Source organism: Streptomyces sp. NPDC101234, assembly GCF_044767525.1.
GTDB classification, from domain to species: Bacteria; Actinomycetota; Actinomycetes; order Streptomycetales; family Streptomycetaceae; genus Streptomyces; species Streptomyces sasae.
In genome coordinates, this window is the sequence record NZ_JBIWOA010000059.1 from 26,460 (window position 1) to 44,970 (window position 18,511).

Sequence of the window (18,511 nt, forward strand, 5' to 3'; positions counted from 1 at the left end):
TCAGGAGTGTGGGTCCGCGCCCGACCGCGGTGTCCGCCGCGGGGGCGCGGCCCACCGGCCGGCGACGAACGCCACCGCGCCGGCCGGCAAACGTCACCGCGCCCCGACCAGCACCTCTGCCAGCGCCCGCAGGTTGACCTTCCCACGCCCGTAAGAACACACCACCGCGTCTCGTTCGGGCAGACCTGTGGCGACGCGTATCCCGTCGGGCCGCCGGGCCGTCAGCGCTTCGCTCAAGCGGACCTGCCACGGGTACAGCCCGGCATCGCTGGTGGCGACGACCAACGGCCCGTCCCCGGCCCGCCGTAGGATCATCTCGACCAGCGCCCCCGGATCGGCCGGCTCCCCCGTCACCGCGGTTCCCGTGGCCGAAGGATCCACTGCCCGCACCGCGGCCGGCAGATCCTCCCCACCCCAGTTCAACGCGGGATGCGGCGCCGGAAACAGGTCGACGACGTGCGCCCCGGCCACCCCGACCGGCCCACCCTGTCCGCCCACGGCCCGCCGAGCGGCCTCCAGCCCGGCCTGCGTGTCCCACGGATCGACCACGGCAGAGGGCTCGGCATACCGCGAGGACAGCTTCCGCACCCGTTCCGCCGCCTCCCGTACCCGTCTCTCGGCCAGCGCCCCGGAACGCAGCGCCGCGAGCACCGCGTCCCGGCACGCCAGCGTGACCCCGAGATCGGGCACGGCCACGATCACCTGGTCCGCCCCCGCGGCGATCGCGATCCTCGCCCCCGTCGCCTCCCCGTACCGGTCGGCGATCGCCTTCATCTCCAGCGCGTCGCTGACGAGGACCCCGTCGAAGCCGAGTTCGATCCTCAACAAGTCGCTCAGGATCCGGCGGCTGAGCGTCGCGGGACGGTCCTCGTCGAGCGCCGGGAACACGACGTGGGCGCTCATCAGCATCGGCACCCCAGCGGCGATCGCGGCCCGGAAGGGTGCGAGGTCGAGTTCCTCGTACGGCCTCGGGTCGACCGCCAGTTCGTGGTGGCTGTCGGTGAGGGTGCCCCCGTGCCCGGGGAAGTGCTTGGCGCAGGAGGCGATGCCCCGTGCCTCGGTCGCCTCGATCCACGCGCGCAGGTGCCGCGAGACCCGCTCGGGGTCGTCGCCGAAGGCCCGTGTGCGCACGATCGGGTTGCCCGCCTGCCGCTGGACGTCCGCGACGGGGGCGTACGAGGCGGTGATGCCGAGCACGGCCAGATGCCCGGCCAGCGCGTCGGAGCAGCGCGCGGTCAGGGCCGGGTCGTCGACCACGCCGAGCGCGTAGTTGCCGGGGACCTCCGGAGCGCCCGCGGTCACCAGGTGACCGATGCCGCCGCCCTCGTTGTCGATGCCGACCAGCAGGTCGGGGCGGAGGGCGCGCAGGGTGTCGGTGAGCCGGCGCACCTGCTCCGCGTCCCGGATGTTGCGGGTGAACAGGATGACGCCGCCGAGACCCCGGTCGATCAGCCGCCTGAGCGTGTCGGGGACGACGGTGGTGCCCTCGAATCCCGCGACCAGGCAGCGATGGGCCGCCTCGTCCAGATCGGCGGGGAGAGCTGCGCGGGCGGGCAGGGGGTCGGCGTGTGTCACCCCTGGAATCCTCTGGTTAATCGAGCCGAAAGTCAACAGAGAAATGGCTCATCCATTCACCACCGCACCCCACTCGGCCCACCTCGATCCGGCTCGGCGCCCGCCGGGTCAGGGCCGTCGGCATTCTGTTGCCGGAAGGACTCCCCCAGATGAGCACCTGTCACGGCCGCTTCCGGCGTGTAGGTGAATGCCTGTGAGCAGAGGCATCGCCTGACGGCGCCATCTTTGTCACGTTCTTGATGCCGACCCTGTCGACGGCGCATCGCCTGGTGTTCTATAAAAGCTATAACAGAGCGACACCGGGAGCGGACATGATCCTCAGCCTCGACATGGACAGCGAGGTGCCCATCTACCAGCAGATCCGGGACCGCATCGTCGAGGCCATCGCCTCCGGTCAGCTCACCGAAGGCAGCTCACTGCCCTCTACGCGGCAGCTCGCTGTAGATCTGGGCATCAACTTCCACACCGTGAACAAGGCCTACGACCTACTGCGACGCGAAGGACTGCTGCGGGTCAACCGCAAGAGCGGCGCCCTGGTGCAGCGCGACACCCGCAGCGGTCCGCCCGCACCGGGCTTCACCGCCGAGTGGGAGACCCGGCTTCGGACCCTGCTCGCCGAAGCGGTCGCCCATGGGACCGGTGACCCGGCGGTACTGGACAGTTGCCGCTCCGTCCTCGTCTCGTTCACGTCACCCGCGCCCCCTTCCCCCGGCGCGAACCCCGGTGCAGAGCAAGGAGATTGAGCGTCATGAACAGTGCCGATGTGTTGGTCAACGTGTTCATACCTGCCGTGCTTGCGGTAGTGGCATGGTGGCTGCCGTCGCTCACCAGTCCGACTTTGCTCTTCGGGGTACGGAGCCCCGATGCGCGGGCGGACGCCCCAGGGATCGCCGAGCAACGCAGACGGTACCGGAGGCAGGTCGCCGCGTCCGGTACGGTGCTGATCACGGCGGGAGTCCTGGTGAGCGCCGTCTTCCGCTTCGATATGCCTGGCGTCATTCCCCTGCTGACCGTTGCCGCCTGCACAGCGGCCTACAGCCGGGCACGAGTGGCGGTCATGGCGGTCAAACGGCGTGAGGACTGGTACGGCGGGCTACGCCAGGGCGTGGTGGCGGACACGGCGCTGCGTACCGATCCGGAACGCTTCCCCTGGATGTGGGCAGTCCCCGCAGTCCTCGTTTGCATCGGTACGACAGTGGTGGGCGTCCTGCGCTATCCGTCACTGCCGGACCGCATTCCCGTGCACTTCACCGGCTCCGGCAGCGCTGACCGCTTCGCCGCCAGGTCGATCGGCACCGCGTTCTTCCCGGTGTTCGCTCAGGCCGCGCTCACCGTGCTGCTCTTGGCGCTGACCTGGCTGTCATTCCGGGCTCGGGCGGATCTCGATCCGGCGCGGCCGGCCGACTCCGCCCGCAGACACCGTCGTTTCTCGGTTCGTACCGCCATCTCCCTTCTGCTGCTGGCAGCGTTCACCAACCTCTCGTTGCTCGCCGAAGCGTGGGCGATGTGGCACGCGGGCCAACGGGTGTCCCCGGCCCTCATGCTGCTGCCCATCCTTGCCGGGCTGGTCGTGGTGATCGGTATTGCTGTCCGCACCGGGCAGGGGGGCAGCCGACTGCGCGCTCACGACGGCGCGGTGGCGGAAGAGAGCACCGGCATGGTGCGGCGCGACGACGACCAGTACTGGCGTCTGCTCGGCTCGGTATACGTCAACCGGGCCGATCCCGCACTGCTCGTTCAGAAGCGGTTCGGCATCGGCTGGACCGTCAACTTCGGCAACCCGCGGGGTGTCGTGCTGCTGCTCGGGCTCATTCTGGCCCCCGCGCTCGTCGTACCGCTTCTCGTCCACTGAGCGCGTCCGCCGACGGCAGACGGGTCATTGCTCAGGCTTCCGGCCAGGGCGTGTTGACTCCGCACCCGGCAAACCAACCATCCCCGGTTTTCCCACCCTCTCTCACAACTTCAGACCATGAGGAGAACACATGCGTTTACGCACCCCCTGGCGCAGCAGAATGATCGCCGTGCTCATAGTGGCGGTCGCCGTCGTCACGGCCGGGCCGATGTCAGGCACGACCCGGGCGTCCGCGGCACCCCGGGCCGCCCTCGTATCCGCCGTGGACCGTGAGGTCCGCTTCACCGCGGACGGCACCACCGCGTACGGCACGCTGCACATACCCGCCCACCGCGTGGGCCGCAGGCTCGCCGCGGCGCTGTTGCTTCCCGGCAGCGGCCCGACCGACCGCAATGGCGACGAGCCGCCCGGCTTCACTCCCCACACCCTGGCCCTCATGGCCGGCGTCCTCAGCGACGACGGCGTGATGACCCTGCGTTTCGACAAGTACGGCACCGGGCGGACGGGCCTGGGCGGACGCAGCAGCGCTCCTGACATGGCCGCCTACACGCGACAGGCCGTGGCCGCGTACAACACCCTGCGCGCCCAGCCTGAAGCCGATGCGCACGCGCTGCTGGTGGTCGGGCACAGTGAGGGCGGTCTGCAAGCACTCCTCGTCGACCGCGCCGTACAGCCGAAGCCCGCTGGGCTCGCGCTCATCGCCCCGCAGGACATGCGGCTTCTGGACCTGATCCGCCTGCAATTGGCGACTGAACTGAACAAGGCGGTCGCGGCAGGGCAACTCACAGCGCAGCAGGCGTGGTTGAACAACCGGGGTGTGGCCAGGGCCATCGCGGACTTCCGCGCCCGGCGCCCGGTCGACACCTCGGGGCTACTGCCGTCCCTGGACTCTCTTCTCAAGGGCATGTTCGGACCGGTCAACGCGGATTTCGTCCGTAGCGATGACGCCATCTATCCGCCGTCCGTCGCCCGAGGCATCGCGCACGGCACGCGTACGCTCATCACCTGCGGCACCGAGGACACCAACGTGCCCTGCCGGACGATGCCTTCTCTGGTGTCGGCCCTCACCGCCGCCCGCACCACCGGCCCAGGACTGCAGGTCCTTGCCGGACTCGACCATCTCCTCCACCCCGTCGGCACACCGGTCAACGACCCGGCGATCGCCCCCGCCGCGCAGCAGAGCCTCCACGACTTCGTCCGTCCCTGGCGGCAGGCCACTCAGGGCTGAGGAACCCTCCTCCATACGTGCATCGCCCCTCGCGGCTGTGCCCCGCTCCCCCGCTGGGTCCATCACCGCGCCGACCACAACGGCGTCGGCGCGCGCCCCACTCCCGCCGAACCCGGAGTCAGCCTCCGCCCGATGAGCCCGACGCAGGTCCTGTCCCTGCTGCTCGCCCTAGCCGCCGCTCTCAACATCACCTTCACCACGGGCCTGCTCGCCCGCCGCTCCGGCGCCGGCCTCCACAAGGCGATCCTCACCGGCGCGGACGCCGCGGGCAGCAGTCCGGGCATCTACTTCGCCGCCGTCGCCGCCTACAAGTGACCACCAGGACACGGCGGACCGGTTCCCGGAGACAGTGGGCCAGGACCGTTCGCGTAAAAGGCATGATGCAGCCCCCGGGATGGGCCGCCGTGGTGAAGTGGGACGGATGGCGGGCGCTGTTCTTGACGGACGCCGGGCATCTGGTGCTGCGCTCCGGCCAGGGGACGGGCCTCCTCCCATCCTTCCCCGAGGTCCGCGCCGGCGCCGCACAACTGCCGGACGCGACCGCGCTCGACGGCGCTACCGATTTCGGCTTGTCAGGGTGATCTCGTCTGAAGTTCCTGATTCGGCTGGAGCGTTGGTTTTATCCAGTGGCTGTTCGCCCAAGACGTCAAGCCACCGGAGGTCGCGCGGCGGCTGTGGGTGAGCGGCCGACGCTCGGGACGGCTGTCAGTGGCAGGGCTGATCGCCGTGCGGCCGGGCTCCCGTACCCGGCTGTGCCACCGCCTGCGCACCCAGTCCGCGGGTAAGGGCAAGCGTCGCAGCATGGGTGAACGCGATTTCTCGCCGGACCTGAATCCCGTCGACGGCGTGTGGGCACACGTCAAGCGCAGCCTGGCCAACCTCGCCGTGGTCGCCCTCGACCGGCTCGAAGCCCTCGTGCGCAACCGGCTCAAGCGCCTCCAGTATCGCTCCGACACCCTCGACCGCTTCATAGCCAGGACTGGTTTGTCCCTTGACACCCCCACGTCACCCTGACGCGTGGGGCGCCGAAGCGGCCAGTTCCCCTCTCCAGCAGCATCAGGGGCCGTCAGGCGGCGGACGAGATAGCCGGGTTGGAGATCGCGGTGGAGCATTCCTGGCTTGCTCTCGGCAGTTGTTGCGTCGACTCCGTCGTGGAGGACTGCCGTGTGCCGGGCGAGGGCGGGTGCGGGTGCGGCTGCCGAGTAGGTGGTCAGACGGTCGTGGGGGTAGTCAGCCCACGTACGGTGTGGGCGGGTGCCTTTCCCCGTCAGGTTCTTCTGTTCGGTCCGCCGACCACTTTGTGCACCCGAGACTGCAAGATCCAGAATAGTGCGACCGGAGCCTGCCGGACTGGAGCCGCGACACTCACATGACCCGCTGGGCGCGGGCGGCGGGACGACATGAGGCGCGGCGATGTGGAGTCAGGTTACGGGCGGCGCATCCGGACGGTTCGGGTAAGACCTACCTCGTGGGCGAGCAGGGCGGCCTGAACACGGTTCTCCAGTCCCAGGCGGGTGAGGATGCGGTTGATGCGGCTCTTCACGTTTCCCTCGCTGAGGTCGAGCGCTGAGGCGATCTGGGCGTTGGACATGCCTCGGGCGACCAGCACGAGGACCTGGAGTTCGCGCTCGGTCAGCAAGTCCGCAGGCCCGCCCTCGCGCAGTGTGGGGACTGGGGTGTTGGGCAGTAAGGCGGCCGGCAAAGCGGTGACGGTGTCGATGAGACGACGCGTGACGCTCGGGGCCAGTACAGCCTCCCCGTCGGCTGCTGCGCGGATGGCCTGGGCAAGCTGGTCGGGAAGGCTGTTCTTGAGCAGGAAGCCGACGGCGCCGGCCCGCAGAGCCGAGTGCACGTACTCGTCCAGGTCGAATGTGGTGAGTACCAGGACACGCGGAGCCTGTCCCGGCCCCGGCCAGCAGGTGGTGATGCGCCGGGTGGCTTCGACGCCGGTCATGCCGGGCATGCGGACGTCCATCAGCACGACGTCGGGCTGGAGCTCGATCGCCTGGGCGACAGCCTGCTCCCCGTCGGCTGCCTCGCCGACGACCGACAAGCCCTCACGGCGGTCGATGACCAAGCGAAGCGCGGTCCGGACGATCTCCTGGTCGTCGGCGAGAAGCACGCGTAGGGTCATGCGCCCAGCTCCGCCGGTTGAGGTGCCTTCGCGCGCAGGACGGCGCACAGCCGCCAGCCGCCTTCCTCGCGCGGCCCGGCCTGCAGCACGCCGTCGAAGGCAGCCACGCGTTCTCGCATGCCGATGAGCCCCCGCCCGGTGCCGGGAACGGCCCGGTGGCCCGGAGGCGGCGGGTCGTTCTCGACCTCGACCGTGAGGCAGGAGTCGTCACCGCGTACGGTCACCTGCACGTCAACGGGGCCGGCGTGCTTGACCACGTTCGTCAGCGCCTCCTGCACGATCCGGTAGGCCGAGACCTGCAACCCCGCTGACGGCACGGCCTGTGCACGGATGTCCGATACATACGTCACCCGGCAACCCGAGGACGTCGCCGCGCCGATAAGGGGGCCGAGATGTTCCAGCGATGGTTCGGGCGTGAGCTGCCGTTCCCGGAACGACAGCAACCCGAGAAGGCGCCGCATCTCGACGAGCGCGGTATCAGCGGTCTGCGCGATGAGGCCGACGCTCTCCACGGCCTCCGCGGCGACGAGAGGACCGGTCGCCATGACGTCCTCGACCGCGCGCGCCTGAACGGCGATGGCACTCACATGGTGGGCGACCACATCATGCAGGTCGCGGGCGATACGGGCACGTTCGGCCACCACCGCCTGATGGGCGTTGAGCTCCTGCTCCGCCTGCAGGCGCTGGTTGAGATCGCGCAAGCGTTCCGCGTCGGCGTCGATCCTGCGCCTGCCGAACCCCAGAAGCCAGGCAAGCGCGAAAAAGAAGACGAACGTCACGGCGCTGATCGGCTCCAACGAGCCCAGGCGCGGGGTCTGCCAGTGCCCGGTGAGGGCGTCGGCAGCGATGGCCGACACGAGGCACAGAAGCGTCCCCGGCAGACTTGCCGAGACCGACGCGTAGCGCGCCAGTGCGTACACACCGAACATGAGCAGAAAGGGGCCGGGAATCCTCCCCCGAATCGGGCTGAGTACCTGAAAGGCGATGTAGAGGCCGGTCGTTACCACCAGGACGGTACGCGGACGCGTCCGCCTCCACAGCAGCGGAAACGTCTGCGCCCCCCACAACGCGACGGCCCAGCCGCTCGGCTGTGGTGCACGGTCCAGCACCGTGACCACATCGAACGACGTCAGCCCGGCGCCCAGTGCCACGTCCGTCAGACGCGGTCGGTCGGCGATCCATTGCTGCGCGGCTCGTAGCGCCGCCTTCACGTGGGTGAACATCTTGGTTCGTCAGGCTAGACGAACGCAGGGCCTGGCGGATCCTTCCTCGGGAGCACATCGATAGTTGCGCCACCGCTTCCGAGATCGTCATGTGGACCGAGGCGTCACAAGGTGCCGCGCTCCTAGCGTCGTCTCCCATGACGAAGCACTCGGTGACGAACCTCCCCATCGGGCAGGCCGGGGCGATGGCGCAGCCTCACCGCGCCCCGACGACAGCGAGCAACTACGCCAAGCGAAGGGAACGTTCGGCCTCTGCCACACGATGGGTACTGCTGACCCTCGGTACGGGAACGATGCTGTTCGCGGTGGGCGGCCGGTGGGACATCGCCGCTGCGGCCTGGATCTTCCCAGTGCTCCTGCTGCGTTTCACCCGCCTCAGCCGCGTATGGACCGGGACGTTGTGGATCTGGCTGGCCCACATAGTCGCCGCCGTCTTCTGGGTCCAGGAGTCGGCGATCGGCTTCAACCTCGTCGTCATCACGGGGTTGACTGCTCTCGCCGCCTTGCAGACGCTGCCGTTCCTGGCCGACAGACTGCTGGTCGAACGGTTGCGTCCCGCGGTGGCGGCCCTGGCCTTCCCCGCCGGCGTCGCGGCCGGTGAGTTCCTGATCACCGTGTTGTCCCCGTTCGGCACGGCCTATGGTTCCCTGGCCGTCACCCAGTACGGTGATCTCCCGCTCCTGCAGGTCATCTCGATCACAGGCCCGTGGGGGATCGGATTCCTGATCGCCTACTTCGCCAGCACCGCCAACCGGATCTGGCAGCGGCCATCGTGGCACAGCGGTGTGGTGTACGGGGTCGTCCTCTTGACCGTCGTGCTCGCAGGCGGCGCCCGGCTCGCCCTCAGCCCGCCCACAGGGGCGACCGTGCGGATTGCCGGGGTGAGCCCCAGCCGGACCGTGACCGACGCGCTCCAGGCCACCCTGAGCCGGTTCGCTGATGGAGCGACAGATATCGCCTCCGCGCCCGCCTCAGAGGTGGAACCGTCGATGAACGCGGTCGAGAACGACCTGCTGGCCTCAACTCGGCGCGAGGCCGCCGCCGGAGCGAAGATCGTGGTCTGGCCCGAGGAGGCCCTCAAGACACAGGAGTCCCACGAGTCCGCCGCCATCGCGGCCGCGCAGGGGCAGGCTCGCCGGTCGCGCATCTACCTGGAGATCGGCGTCCGTGTCTACAGCACGACCGCACCCGCCCACGGCCGGGACGAGGCGATCCTCATCGACCCCAGCGGGAAGGCGCTGTGGACCTATCAGAAGGCACACCCCATCCCCGGCTCGGAGAAGTTCGACCCCGGTGACGGCCGCGTGCCCGTCGTCGACACCCCATACGGCCGCATCGCCAACGTCATCTGCTACGACGCCGACTTCCCTGCCATGATGCACACCCGCGCCGACATCATGCTCGTCCCCTCGCACGACTGGAAGGAGTACGGCGGCCCTCACACCGAGAAGGCGAGCCTGCGTGCCATCGACAGCGGCTACTCACTGATCCGCCAGGACGCGCAGGGCGTCGCGACCGCCTACGACAACGAGGGCCATGTCCTCGCCACCACCGACGCCTTCACCACCGGCCAGCAAACCATGGTGGCCTACGTGCCCACACACGGCGTCACCACGATCTACGACCGAATCGGCGATGCCTTCGCCTGGCTATGCCTGACCGGCGTCATCGTGCTCACCTTCACCGCCCTGGCCCGCACCTGGCGCCGCACCGCCGCCACGGCCAGCACCCACCCCGACTCTTCCGCCGCCTGATAAGCCGTTACGCCGTTGCTGTACCTCGTGGGGTCGCCATCCAACACTGGCGACCCCGTCGTACGGGCATCAAACGAAGCCGACGCGGCAGGAAGCGGTCGCCGGCGTCCACCAGTTCGCCGAGGCAGGCACCGACTCAAGCGCCTCCAGTACCGGGCCGGCTTCCTCAACGGCTTCACAGCCGGAGCCGGCCTGCCCTTCGGCGTCCCGACATCACCCTGCCAAGCCGAATTCAGTATGCGGCCTGTGGGGGTGTCTCAGCCTCAAGGTGTCTCAGGCGGCGCGACTTCCGTAGACGAGACCTGACGGGCTTCGCGGCCACGCGCCGCAGCGGCCGTTCAGAGGTGGCTGTCCAGGAGCTTCCGTACCTCGGCGATGGTCATGGGCCCCGCGCCGTGCGCCACCGCCTCTCCCTCCTTCAGCAGGACGTAGGACGGGGCTCCGGTGATCCCGTATCGCTCGGTTGCGGCCGGGCAACGCGTGATGTCGGCGCGGACGGCCGTCAGGCGGCCCGTGTACTCGTCGGCGATGTCACCCACGACGAGGTCCATCACCCGGCAGGGCTCGATTGCCTTGGGCCATGTCCCGGTGAAGTATGCGAGGACCGGAACTCTGCTCATCCCGAGGATGAAATTGAACTCCGCGTCCTCACGGGGTCGGTGAACCCGCTTTGTCATGGAAGCTCCTGACCTCACGTTCCGTCGTTCCATCCCCATCATCCCTTGCGCGATGTGCCAGGCTGGCCAGGTCGGTCGTCCGGTTGACCTGTGGGAAGGGAGGCACGGGGCTGTCGCAGAACCACAGTGGTCCCCGGCGCGAGCGGACCGGCCCCGCACCCGTGGGGCAGCTCATGCCAGGGCGGCGCCCTCCACGACAGCATGAAAGCCGTTTTTAGGACACAGCCACCCAGATCGCGGACCAGATGTCCGATGAGCGCATCGCCCACCGGATCCAGTCGAGCTGTATCCACCGAGACCGAGGCGCGATTCCTGGACCGCTCGCGGACGCGGTCGTGGACAATCGAAGTACGCGTCAGCCGACCCTGGGACCGACCGCCAGCGTCAGTTCAAGGATCCGGTGCGGCAATGCGAGATCCGGAAACAGCTCCCGCAGCTGCGACATCCGGTACCGGACGGTCTGGGGATGGACGAACAACGCCGCCGCCACCTCGTCCCTCCTGCCCTGGTGCAGCAGCCACGCCCGCAACGTCTCCTCCAGCCGCCGCGCGGTCGCGGCAGGCAAGGTCCGCAACGGTGCGAGGGCTCGGGCACGCAGGTCTGCGAACGCGTCCACGTCGGCGCTCAGCACCAGCTCGGGCAGATGGTCCTCGGTGTCGCGAATATCAGAGGAGAGGGAGCGCGCGCGGACGGCTCGTGCGTACGAGGCGGACGCACGAGTCCATGGCCGGGCCGGGCCGACCACGGCGGTGCGGTCGGTCAGCTGCCGCAAGAGATGTGATCGGTCGGCATCAGGGACGAGCAGCACACCGGTGGCGTCCGGCAGATCGTCGAGGACGAGAGCGCTCGGGTCGAACGCGCGGTAGGCGGGCCGGGCCTGGGCGGCGGGCAGCAGGACCGCGGTCAGCGAAACCGGAGGCTGCCACCCGGCCCGTTGAGCAGAGGCCAGCAGCACGTCCGGGCTCGCGCCGGCGACGAGGTCGCGGGCCAGCTGCTCCAGGTGGCGCTCGTGATCCCTGCCCCGGGCGGCCAGTTCGTCGGCGTGGCCCGCGGCGCTCGCGGCGGAGAGCTCGTCGATGTACGCGAAGGTCAGCTCGGCGAACTTGGCGACCTCGGCGGCGGGCAGACCTGCGGGTACGGCACCCGCTGCCAGGCATCGCCAGGCCACGCGGGCACCGACGCGGTAGGCGCTGAGCAGGGCGTCCATCGAACGGCCGTCGCGCACCTCGCCGCGGCCGAGCTCGTAGGCCGCGTCACCGCCGTCGCCGCCCGTGGCGTTCCCGCTCGCGAGGTCCAGATAGTGCCCCAGGGCGGTGCGGACGGCTCGGCGGATGGTGGCGCCCATGTGGCCCGTAAGAGCATTGGCGTAGGGAGGGACCTCGTCGATGATCGCCTGGACGACCTCGTCGGCGGTGGCCTTCAGCCCAGCCCGAAGTACGGTGACCGTCGTCTCATCCAGGGCCAGTTCGCTGGCCCTCCGGATCACATGGTTCACGTTTTATTCCCTGCGAACAATTCTGCCGTCCAGATTTACGTCCTGCGGTTAGGACCTTACGCCCTGAGGCACAGCAAGCTGGAGCCATGACGAGTACAGCCCTCCGCAGCAGGGCGTGGAAGCTGCTGGAGATGGTCACGACGCCGCTGCTGCCGTCGGACTACCTCGACCTGGTCAGCCCGCTGCGTGCGGGCGCCGACCTGCGGGGGCGCATCGAGGCCGTGCACCCCGAGACGGGTGACGCCGCGACCATCGTGATCAGACCCGGACGGGGCTGGCGCGGCCACACAGCCGGTCAGTACGTGCGGATCGGGGTCGACGTCGACGGGGTGCGCCTGTGGCGTGCCTACTCCATCACCTCGCCGACCAACCGCCAGGACGGCCGCGTCACGATCACCGTGAAGGCGATCCCGGACGGCAAGGTCAGCAACCACCTGGTCCGCAGGGCGACTCCGGGCACGCTGATCCAGCTCGACCAGGCGACCGGTGACTTCGTGCTGCCGCAGGCCAAGCCCGCCAAGGTGCTCTACCTGACGGCCGGCAGCGGCATCACGCCCGTGATGGGCATGCTGCGCGACACCGAGTTCGACGACGTCGTCATGGTCCACTGCGCGCCACAGCCGCAAGACGTGATCTTCCGCAACGAACTGCACGGCCTGGTCACGGACAAGAAGCTGCGGCTCACCGAGGTGCACACCGCCACGGACGGCATGCTCGACATCGCCCGTCTCGACGAACTCGTGCCCGACTGGGCCGAGCGCGAGACCTGGGCCTGCGGGCCCGCGGGCCTGCTCGACGCCGCCGAAGAGCACTGGAGCGAGCACGGCGTCCAAGAGCGCCTGCACACCGAACGCTTCCGCCCCGGCATCGTCGTCGCCGGCGACGGCGGCGAGGTCACGTTCAGCGCCACCGGCAAGACCGTAGACGCGGACGGCGCCACGCCGTTGCTGGACATCGGCGAGGAGGCCGGCGTGCTCATGCCCTCCGGGTGCCGCATGGGCATCTGCTTCGGCTGCATCACGCCGCTCAAGGCGGGCGCCGTCCGCGACCTGCGCACCGGCGAGATCACCGAGGCCGAGCCCGGCGTCCTCATCCAGACCTGTGTGTCCGCCGCGGCGGGCCCCTGCGACATCGAACGGTAGGAACACCTTGACCGCCATCGACCCCACCGCCCACCTGACCGCGGAGCAGATCGAGGAGCTCGGCCGCGAGCTGGATGCGATCCGCGACGAGGTGATCGCCACCCGCGGTGAGAAGGACGCCGCCTACATCCGCAAGGTCATCTCGGCGCAGCGCAAGCTCGAGTTGGTCAGCCGGGGCGTGCTGCTGTTCTCGATCTTCCCGCCCGCGTGGCTGATCGGCACCGCCGGGCTGTCCGTGGCGAAGATCATGGACAACATGGAGATCGGCCACAACATCCTGCACGGCCAGTGGGACTGGATGCGGGACCCGAAGATCCACTCCACCACCTGGGAGTGGGATCACGTCTCGCCGGCCGACCAGTGGAAGCACTCCCACAACGAGCTGCACCACACGTACACCAACGTGATCGGCAAGGACAACGACCTCGGCTACGGCATCATGCGCGTCGACGAGGACCAGAAGTGGCACCCGTTCCACCTCGGCCAGCCGCTGTGGAACTTCATCAACGCCTGCTTCTTCGAGTACGGCATCGCTGCGTACGACTTGGAGCTCGGCAAGAACCTGCACAAGCGCCGCCGCAAGAACCCGGAGTTCCGCGCGCGGGCCAAGGCCGTGGGCCGCAAGATCCGCAAGCAGGTGCTCAAGGACTACGTGATCCACCCGCTGCTGTCGGGCCCGTCGTTCCTCCCTACGCTCGCCGCCACGTTCACCGCGAACCTGGTGCGCAACCTCTGGTCCCACTCTGTGATCATGTGCGGGCATTTCCCCGAGGGCGTGCAGGTCTTCGAGCGCCGGTCGATCAAGGGTGAGACGCGCGGCCAGTGGTACCTGCGCCAGATGATGGGCTCGGCGAACATCAGCGGCAGCAGGGCCATGCACTTCATGACCGGCAACCTGTCGCACCAGATCGAGCACCACCTGTTCCCGGACCTGCCGAGCAACCGGTACGCCGAGGTCGCGGTGAAGGTGCGCGCGCTGTTCGAGAAGTACGAGCTGGAGTACGTCACCGGTCCGCTGCCCAAGCAGGTGTTCTCCGCGTGGCACAAGGTCTTCCGGCTCTCGCTGCCGAACAAGAAGCCCAAGGTCAAGACACCGGATCGCGAGCAGGAGCTCGTCGCGGCCTGATTTCCGGCATTGGTTCAGATCTTCCGACCGTACCGGCGGCACCGCCGGGGCCGGTGAGGTCCGTTGCAGACGGTGGGTGGCCGCGACACCAGACCGTACGACACGGGATCCGGACAGGCCGGTGCCCGGCTGCACTGCCCGGACGCGCACCAGGAGCTCAGCACGCACCCTGGTCCCCGTCGACGTGGGCCGGGTAGTGCTGCACTCACAGCCGGGCACGAGCCTGACTGCTCCGTTCCGGGAGATCTAATCCGGGAACAGCCAGCTGCCGGACGCGACGGCACTGGACGGCGAGGCCATGGTGTACATCAGCTTCGCCGCTGCGCAGTCCCCCGCGCTCTCCCGGCCTCGCTGGCCCCGCAAGCTCGCCGCTCAGCACCTGGCCACATACGTGGCGTTCGACGTCGAGGTGCTCGCCGACATCGGCCCGCCGAACGAGCCGACGTGGTCGACCACCGACCGCAACGAGGCCCTGCTCTGGTATATGGCGCTCGAAGGGAGAGGCGTGGAGGGGACGTGGCCAAGCCGCTCAAATCAGCGTATACGGGCTGGATCCGGTCGTAGGTCCGGCACCACGGGCAGGTTCGAGGGTCACCGGCTTTTCATAGATCGGACAAGGCAGGCGAGCGTTACTGTGCACCGCTCGATGGCGATCGAAAGCGGGCCATGATCTGGTGTGCGTGCTGATCGTCCGGACCAAGGTCCTGGACCACGCGATGGGCCTCTTGGGCCCGACCCGTCTCACAGAGCAGCCGAACCAGGACGTACAGGGCACCACGGTCACCGTCTCTGGCGCGGTCGCGCAGCGCTGCCTCCATCCCCCGATCGCGAAGCGATCTGTTGAGTCTCCGACGTGCGTGGACATCCGTGACAGCGCGCTCTGTCAGTTCCGAGAGCCGCTCCGCACGGGCGAGCAAATCCATGTGCCACAGATGGTTGTCGTGCCTGCAGGGATCGGTGGAGTAGCACTCGGCGCGGGCGCTTACCAACGCGATGGCCGCATCCCAATCCCGGCGCCGTTCAGCTGCCCGGGCTTGCTCGAACCACTCCACAGGACGAGTATCGCGCAGCCCTGCACAGCACCGTGGGAGTCGTCGCCGATGAACGTCCGTCAGGATCAAGCCCCCACCAGTGCCTGCCGAATACTCTCCAAACGGCCTGTCAAGACTACCTGTTAGAGCCCGGCGACAGCCGCCGGGCCCTTCAGGTGAGAAAGCCCCCTACATGCGCGGCCAGACGGCCTGGGCTGTCGGCGCCAGCGGGATCTCGTCCAACCGCAGCCACCGTTCGCGGTTGCTCTGATCAGGCAGCGAAAAGCGGACGTCGCCGGCGCCGTCCGCCTCATACGGGGCATCCCCGACCGCCCGCAGCATGGCGCGCAGCCTCGGGTGAGGCGCCAGCATCGGCCACCGCGCACCTCCTTGGTGCGCAGCGCTACCAGGGCGAGATCGGATCTCCGAGCAACAGGACGCGTACGGCTTCGCCCACGTCCTCGTCACGGACCTCACCGACAGCGAGGGCGCCCACTGGTCCAACGTCGAGCACCGAGCCACCCCTGCCCACCTCGAACCCTGCACCGGCTGGGCGATGGGCAACACGGGCATGGTCCGCGTACTCCTGCGATGCGCACGCCTGCACGACCACGGCTTCGGCCCTGGCTTCGGGTGATCTGGAGGGCACGCCGCCCACCACCCCCGAAGTGACCGTCGGCGCGCACTCCTGCTCCGTCTTCCGGACCGGTACGCTTCCCCCGGAGGCGGGGATGTTCATTGCGGTGACTTTCGGCGCTGGTGGTGTCATCTGCTTTGCCATGGGCATGTGGTTCGTCCGGCGGCAACACCGCAGGGGCGCCAGCACCCTCGCGGGGTGGGGCGGACTCGCCCTCGGGGCAGCGCAGTTGATACACGCGGCAAACTCTCTGATCGGAGACCGCCAGCCACTCGGCGTCATCCTCGCCGGCTGCTGCGCGGCACTCAGCATCGTCGGCTACCTTCTGCTGGCCCGCGACCGGGACACCTATCGCAACGGCCCCCGCAGCCGAAAGCGCCGGAAACTGCCCCCGATCCACCCGTGACGGATCGCGAGCGCGGAAGAGCGCGCCACTCCGCAGCATCACTTCAGGTATCGGCACACAGGCCGGATTTGCGCGCGGTCCGGCACGCCACGACGGCTACGTCACCACCTCCCGACTGGCCGGATCCGCCGTCGTAGCCCCCACCGATATTCCATGCGGGGCCCTGCGCCGTGTCCATAGAATCCCGCTCGATGAAGAGACGCGTGCAGTTCACCGAGCAGGTTGTGCCGTTCCGTGACTGCATGCCGACCGGAGATCGGGAGAAGTTCCTGCGGCTTGTCGACAGGATCACAGCTGATCCGGAAGGCGCCGACAGCCACCTTGCCTACCGGACCGACACTGTGACGCGCGCGGCCTGGGAAGACCGTGTAATGGTCCACCATGTCGTGACGAGCTTCTTCGTGGTTGTCATCGAGGCCGACATCTACGACGCGTCGCGTGGTTTCAACGAGGTGTAAAAGTGAGCCGTTCACTTATGTGGAATCGGGTGAACCCGAAATCCTGGCGGGACAGTCGGTGAGTTCGACTCGGAAGCCGACGTCCGGTTCCGTGCCGGTCGAGCAGTCGGTTCGCTGCTCGGCCGGCACGACGCACCATGTGGGATCGGCTCAGCAGCCCGTGGCGTTGTAATTCCAGAACGCGGCCCTGGTCTGCGGTCCGGCGATCCCGTCGGGGGTGCCGGCGTTCTCGCCGACGGCGTTGAGGAACTTCTGCAGCGCCGTGATCGTGTTGGGGCCGACGACCCCGTCGACGTCACCGGCGTTGTAGCCCCAGGCGTTGAGCATCCTCTGTGCCGCCATCCAGCTGTTGGTGCCCAGTTGTCCGTCCTCACTACCGGCGTTGAAGTGCCAGGCGTTCAGGCAGCTCTGCCAGTTCTTGGCCCGGGCTGTATTCAAGCCGAGATTGTTCACCGCGAGGATCTGCCGGCTGCCGACCGCGGGCTTGGTGGCCTGCTGGGGGGCCGCCACGCTCGCGCTCGCACCCGCAAGACCTCCGGCGGCAATGCCGACGACGGCAGTCGCGGCAACGAGTGCCCTGGCCAGAGAAGATCGCATTGCTTCCTCTTTCCGATCGACTGTGCAGGCTTTGGCGCGACCGCCCGCAGGGGCCGTCCGCGCCGCCACAAAGCGTGCCAGGAGCGGACTCCTAAATCTTGGGAAAATGCGACCAGACTTCTCGTATGACTTACTTCAGGCCATATTGTTGGATCCGAGATGGTGACAGGTGGGACAGCAAGGCACGACAGCTCCCCGACCGCGGCGATGTGCGCGGCGCTCGAGGGAATCGTGGCCGAGTGGGTCGCGTGACTTCAGGCCTCGGCCCGGACGGATGAGGCGGCCGGCCGGTGCGGCTGGGAGGTGACCGAGTACGAGAAGGCCGCCAGCGACCAGGGCATCAAGGCCCGGTTCGGGCGGTGGGCGCTTGAGGACATCGAGCGGCTCGCCGGCAACGAGGACCTGGGGGCGGACATCCTGGCCGCGCGGATGCCGAGGCCTGAGCCGACTGCGCAGCGCCTGGAGATCCGGCGCCGGCACCTGGACCACCGCATCGAGGCCGGATGGCCGATGCCGGTGCCAACCTCGACAACCTCTGGCTGATCGAGTGGATCTCACCGACGTTGCACGGCCGCACGCACGACCTCACTGCGGCCCACGCCCACCGGATCATCCGGATCTGCGAACGCCAGGGCGTTCCGGTCCTCGCCGACCGTGCCTACGTGGGAGACGGCCCGTGGGTGACGACACCCCTCAGACGCCTGCCAGGACGCAACGTTGCACGACTGAAGTCCCAACGGCAGCGCTGAAAGATCTCGCTGAATGTCGTCGATCATCTAAGATCGCCGCACGAAAAACGGTGCGAGGTGGCCGCGTGCTCTGGTGGGCTCTGGTGGGCTCTGGACGAGATACGACTGCAGGTGACGGGGCGCAACGCCCGTTACTCGCAGGTTGTGTTGGAGCTGGCCCGGAAGCCGAGTGCCTCGTCCTCCTCACCAGCTCAGCAGACGTCTGGCCCGTCACCACGGCGGAAACGGGTGACAGGCCAGACTGACCTGAAGGCACGCGTCAGCAGCCGGTGGCGCGCCATCTCTGCCTCGACGCACCACCGGTGGCGTAAGGCATCGGGGCCCGGCTCGTACGCAGGCCCTCCCTTGGCCGTAGGCGACAGTCCTTACAGCCCGCTGGGGCGCCTCGGCGCACGGGCACCCATCTCACATCTCATCTGTCTGCCGC

General features: G+C 68.6%; 18 protein-coding genes and 1 pseudogene. 13 read left to right on the forward strand and 6 right to left on the reverse strand.

The genetic code is table 11. The features are described 5' to 3' along the window. Window positions 1-93 precede the first annotated feature (93 nt). On the reverse strand, window positions 94-1,575 hold the full coding sequence (locus ACIRR9_RS51990; RefSeq protein ID WP_403767832.1) for a glycoside hydrolase family 3 N-terminal domain-containing protein: 1,482 nt from the start codon (window positions 1,573-1,575) through the stop codon (window positions 94-96). A 311-nt stretch (window positions 1,576-1,886) separates the two neighbouring features. Between ACIRR9_RS51990 and ACIRR9_RS51995 the strand changes: the two genes are divergently transcribed. From ACIRR9_RS51995 to ACIRR9_RS52020, 6 genes are all read left to right on the forward strand, one after another. Next, window positions 1,887-2,318, forward strand: a complete 432-nt coding sequence (locus ACIRR9_RS51995; RefSeq protein ID WP_403767835.1) for a GntR family transcriptional regulator — start codon at window positions 1,887-1,889, stop codon at window positions 2,316-2,318. Window positions 2,319-2,323: 5 nt separating this feature from the next. Next, window positions 2,324-3,427, forward strand: a complete 1,104-nt coding sequence (locus ACIRR9_RS52000) for a DUF1648 domain-containing protein (RefSeq protein WP_403767838.1) — start codon at window positions 2,324-2,326, stop codon at window positions 3,425-3,427. Between the two features lie 130 nt (window positions 3,428-3,557). Then, on the forward strand, window positions 3,558-4,655 hold the full coding sequence (locus ACIRR9_RS52005; RefSeq protein WP_403767841.1) for an alpha/beta hydrolase family protein: 1,098 nt from the start codon (window positions 3,558-3,560) through the stop codon (window positions 4,653-4,655). 132 nt (window positions 4,656-4,787) lie between these two features. Continuing rightward, a complete protein-coding gene (locus ACIRR9_RS52010) occupies window positions 4,788-4,970 on the forward strand; it encodes a hypothetical protein (protein ID WP_403767844.1) in 183 nt (60 codons plus the stop codon). 62 nt (window positions 4,971-5,032) lie between these two features. Beyond that, a complete protein-coding gene (locus ACIRR9_RS52015) occupies window positions 5,033-5,236 on the forward strand; it encodes a hypothetical protein (protein ID WP_403767847.1) in 204 nt (67 codons plus the stop codon). Window positions 5,237-5,456: 220 nt separating this feature from the next. Next, entirely contained in the window at window positions 5,457-5,669 is a 213-nt protein-coding gene (locus tag ACIRR9_RS52020; RefSeq protein ID WP_403767850.1) for a transposase, read from the forward strand. Window positions 5,670-6,081: 412 nt separating this feature from the next. Here ACIRR9_RS52020 and ACIRR9_RS52025 read toward each other — a convergent pair whose 3' ends face one another. Together ACIRR9_RS52025 and ACIRR9_RS52030 are read right to left on the reverse strand one after the other, a co-directional pair. Then, entirely contained in the window at window positions 6,082-6,789 is a 708-nt protein-coding gene (locus tag ACIRR9_RS52025; protein WP_403767853.1) for a response regulator, read from the reverse strand. Then, a complete protein-coding gene (locus ACIRR9_RS52030) occupies window positions 6,786-8,012 on the reverse strand; it encodes a sensor histidine kinase (protein WP_403767856.1) in 1,227 nt (408 codons plus the stop codon). Before ACIRR9_RS52030 ends, ACIRR9_RS52025 begins: the two co-directional genes overlap by 4 nt. 137 nt (window positions 8,013-8,149) lie before the next feature. On the opposite strand from ACIRR9_RS52030, the gene ACIRR9_RS52035 reads away from it, so the two are divergent. Next, a complete protein-coding gene (locus tag ACIRR9_RS52035; protein WP_403767858.1) occupies window positions 8,150-9,766 on the forward strand; it encodes a nitrilase-related carbon-nitrogen hydrolase in 1,617 nt (538 codons plus the stop codon). Between the two features lie 338 nt (window positions 9,767-10,104). Here ACIRR9_RS52035 and ACIRR9_RS52040 read toward each other — a convergent pair whose 3' ends face one another. Further along, on the reverse strand, window positions 10,105-10,443 hold the full coding sequence (locus ACIRR9_RS52040; protein ID WP_403767860.1) for a thioredoxin family protein: 339 nt from the start codon (window positions 10,441-10,443) through the stop codon (window positions 10,105-10,107). Between the two features lie 355 nt (window positions 10,444-10,798). Next, window positions 10,799-11,938, reverse strand: a complete 1,140-nt coding sequence (locus ACIRR9_RS52045; protein ID WP_403767863.1) for a PucR family transcriptional regulator — start codon at window positions 11,936-11,938, stop codon at window positions 10,799-10,801. A gap of 131 nt (window positions 11,939-12,069) precedes the next feature. Here ACIRR9_RS52045 and ACIRR9_RS52050 point away from each other — a divergent pair, with 131 nt between their 5' ends. From ACIRR9_RS52050 to ACIRR9_RS52065, 4 genes are all read left to right on the forward strand, one after another. Further along, window positions 12,070-13,080, forward strand: coding sequence for a ferredoxin reductase (locus tag ACIRR9_RS52050; RefSeq protein ID WP_403767880.1), 1,011 nt, complete (start codon window positions 12,070-12,072; stop codon window positions 13,078-13,080). A 7-nt stretch (window positions 13,081-13,087) separates the two neighbouring features. Beyond that, window positions 13,088-14,206, forward strand: coding sequence for an acyl-CoA desaturase (locus ACIRR9_RS52055; RefSeq protein ID WP_365352061.1), 1,119 nt, complete (start codon window positions 13,088-13,090; stop codon window positions 14,204-14,206). Between the two features lie 1,762 nt (window positions 14,207-15,968). Continuing rightward, window positions 15,969-16,280: a hypothetical protein gene (locus ACIRR9_RS52060; protein ID WP_403767866.1), complete on the forward strand. Its 312-nt coding sequence runs from the start codon at window positions 15,969-15,971 to the stop codon at window positions 16,278-16,280. A 203-nt stretch (window positions 16,281-16,483) separates the two neighbouring features. Beyond that, the gene (locus tag ACIRR9_RS52065; RefSeq protein ID WP_403767869.1) at window positions 16,484-16,738 is read left to right on the forward strand and encodes a hypothetical protein; all 255 of its coding nucleotides are present in this window, start codon (window positions 16,484-16,486) and stop codon (window positions 16,736-16,738) included. A gap of 150 nt (window positions 16,739-16,888) precedes the next feature. Here the strand turns inward: ACIRR9_RS52065 and ACIRR9_RS52070 are convergent, their stop codons facing one another. Continuing rightward, entirely contained in the window at window positions 16,889-17,335 is a 447-nt protein-coding gene (locus tag ACIRR9_RS52070; RefSeq protein ID WP_403767871.1) for a peptidoglycan-binding protein, read from the reverse strand. Window positions 17,336-17,638: 303 nt separating this feature from the next. Between ACIRR9_RS52070 and ACIRR9_RS52075 the strand changes: the two genes are divergently transcribed. Continuing rightward, window positions 17,639-17,878: a hypothetical protein gene (locus ACIRR9_RS52075; RefSeq protein WP_403767874.1), complete on the forward strand. Its 240-nt coding sequence runs from the start codon at window positions 17,639-17,641 to the stop codon at window positions 17,876-17,878. A gap of 2 nt (window positions 17,879-17,880) precedes the next feature. Next, a pseudogene (locus tag ACIRR9_RS52080) lies at window positions 17,881-18,045 on the forward strand (IS5/IS1182 family transposase); the annotation flags it as partial. Between the last annotated feature and the right edge of the window lie 466 nt (window positions 18,046-18,511).

Coding starts and splice junctions, on each gene's coding strand:
- ACIRR9_RS51995 (WP_403767835.1), top strand. CDS start 1,887: ATGATCCTCAGCCTCGACATGGACAGCGAGGTGCCCATCTACCAGCAG.
- ACIRR9_RS52000 (WP_403767838.1), top strand. CDS start 2,324: ATGAACAGTGCCGATGTGTTGGTCAACGTGTTCATACCTGCCGTGCTT.
- ACIRR9_RS52005 (WP_403767841.1), top strand. CDS start 3,558: ATGCGTTTACGCACCCCCTGGCGCAGCAGAATGATCGCCGTGCTCATA.
- ACIRR9_RS52010 (WP_403767844.1), top strand. CDS start 4,788: ATGAGCCCGACGCAGGTCCTGTCCCTGCTGCTCGCCCTAGCCGCCGCT.
- ACIRR9_RS52015 (WP_403767847.1), top strand. CDS start 5,033: ATGATGCAGCCCCCGGGATGGGCCGCCGTGGTGAAGTGGGACGGATGG.
- ACIRR9_RS52020 (WP_403767850.1), top strand. CDS start 5,457: ATGGGTGAACGCGATTTCTCGCCGGACCTGAATCCCGTCGACGGCGTG.
- ACIRR9_RS52025 (WP_403767853.1), bottom strand. CDS start 6,789: ATGACCCTACGCGTGCTTCTCGCCGACGACCAGGAGATCGTCCGGACC.
- ACIRR9_RS52030 (WP_403767856.1), bottom strand. CDS start 8,012: ATGTTCACCCACGTGAAGGCGGCGCTACGAGCCGCGCAGCAATGGATC.
- ACIRR9_RS52035 (WP_403767858.1), top strand. CDS start 8,150: ATGACGAAGCACTCGGTGACGAACCTCCCCATCGGGCAGGCCGGGGCG.
- ACIRR9_RS52040 (WP_403767860.1), bottom strand. CDS start 10,443: ATGACAAAGCGGGTTCACCGACCCCGTGAGGACGCGGAGTTCAATTTC.
- ACIRR9_RS52050 (WP_403767880.1), top strand. CDS start 12,070: ATGGTCACGACGCCGCTGCTGCCGTCGGACTACCTCGACCTGGTCAGC.
- ACIRR9_RS52060 (WP_403767866.1), top strand. CDS start 15,969: ATGTTCATTGCGGTGACTTTCGGCGCTGGTGGTGTCATCTGCTTTGCC.
- ACIRR9_RS52070 (WP_403767871.1), bottom strand. CDS start 17,335: ATGCGATCTTCTCTGGCCAGGGCACTCGTTGCCGCGACTGCCGTCGTC.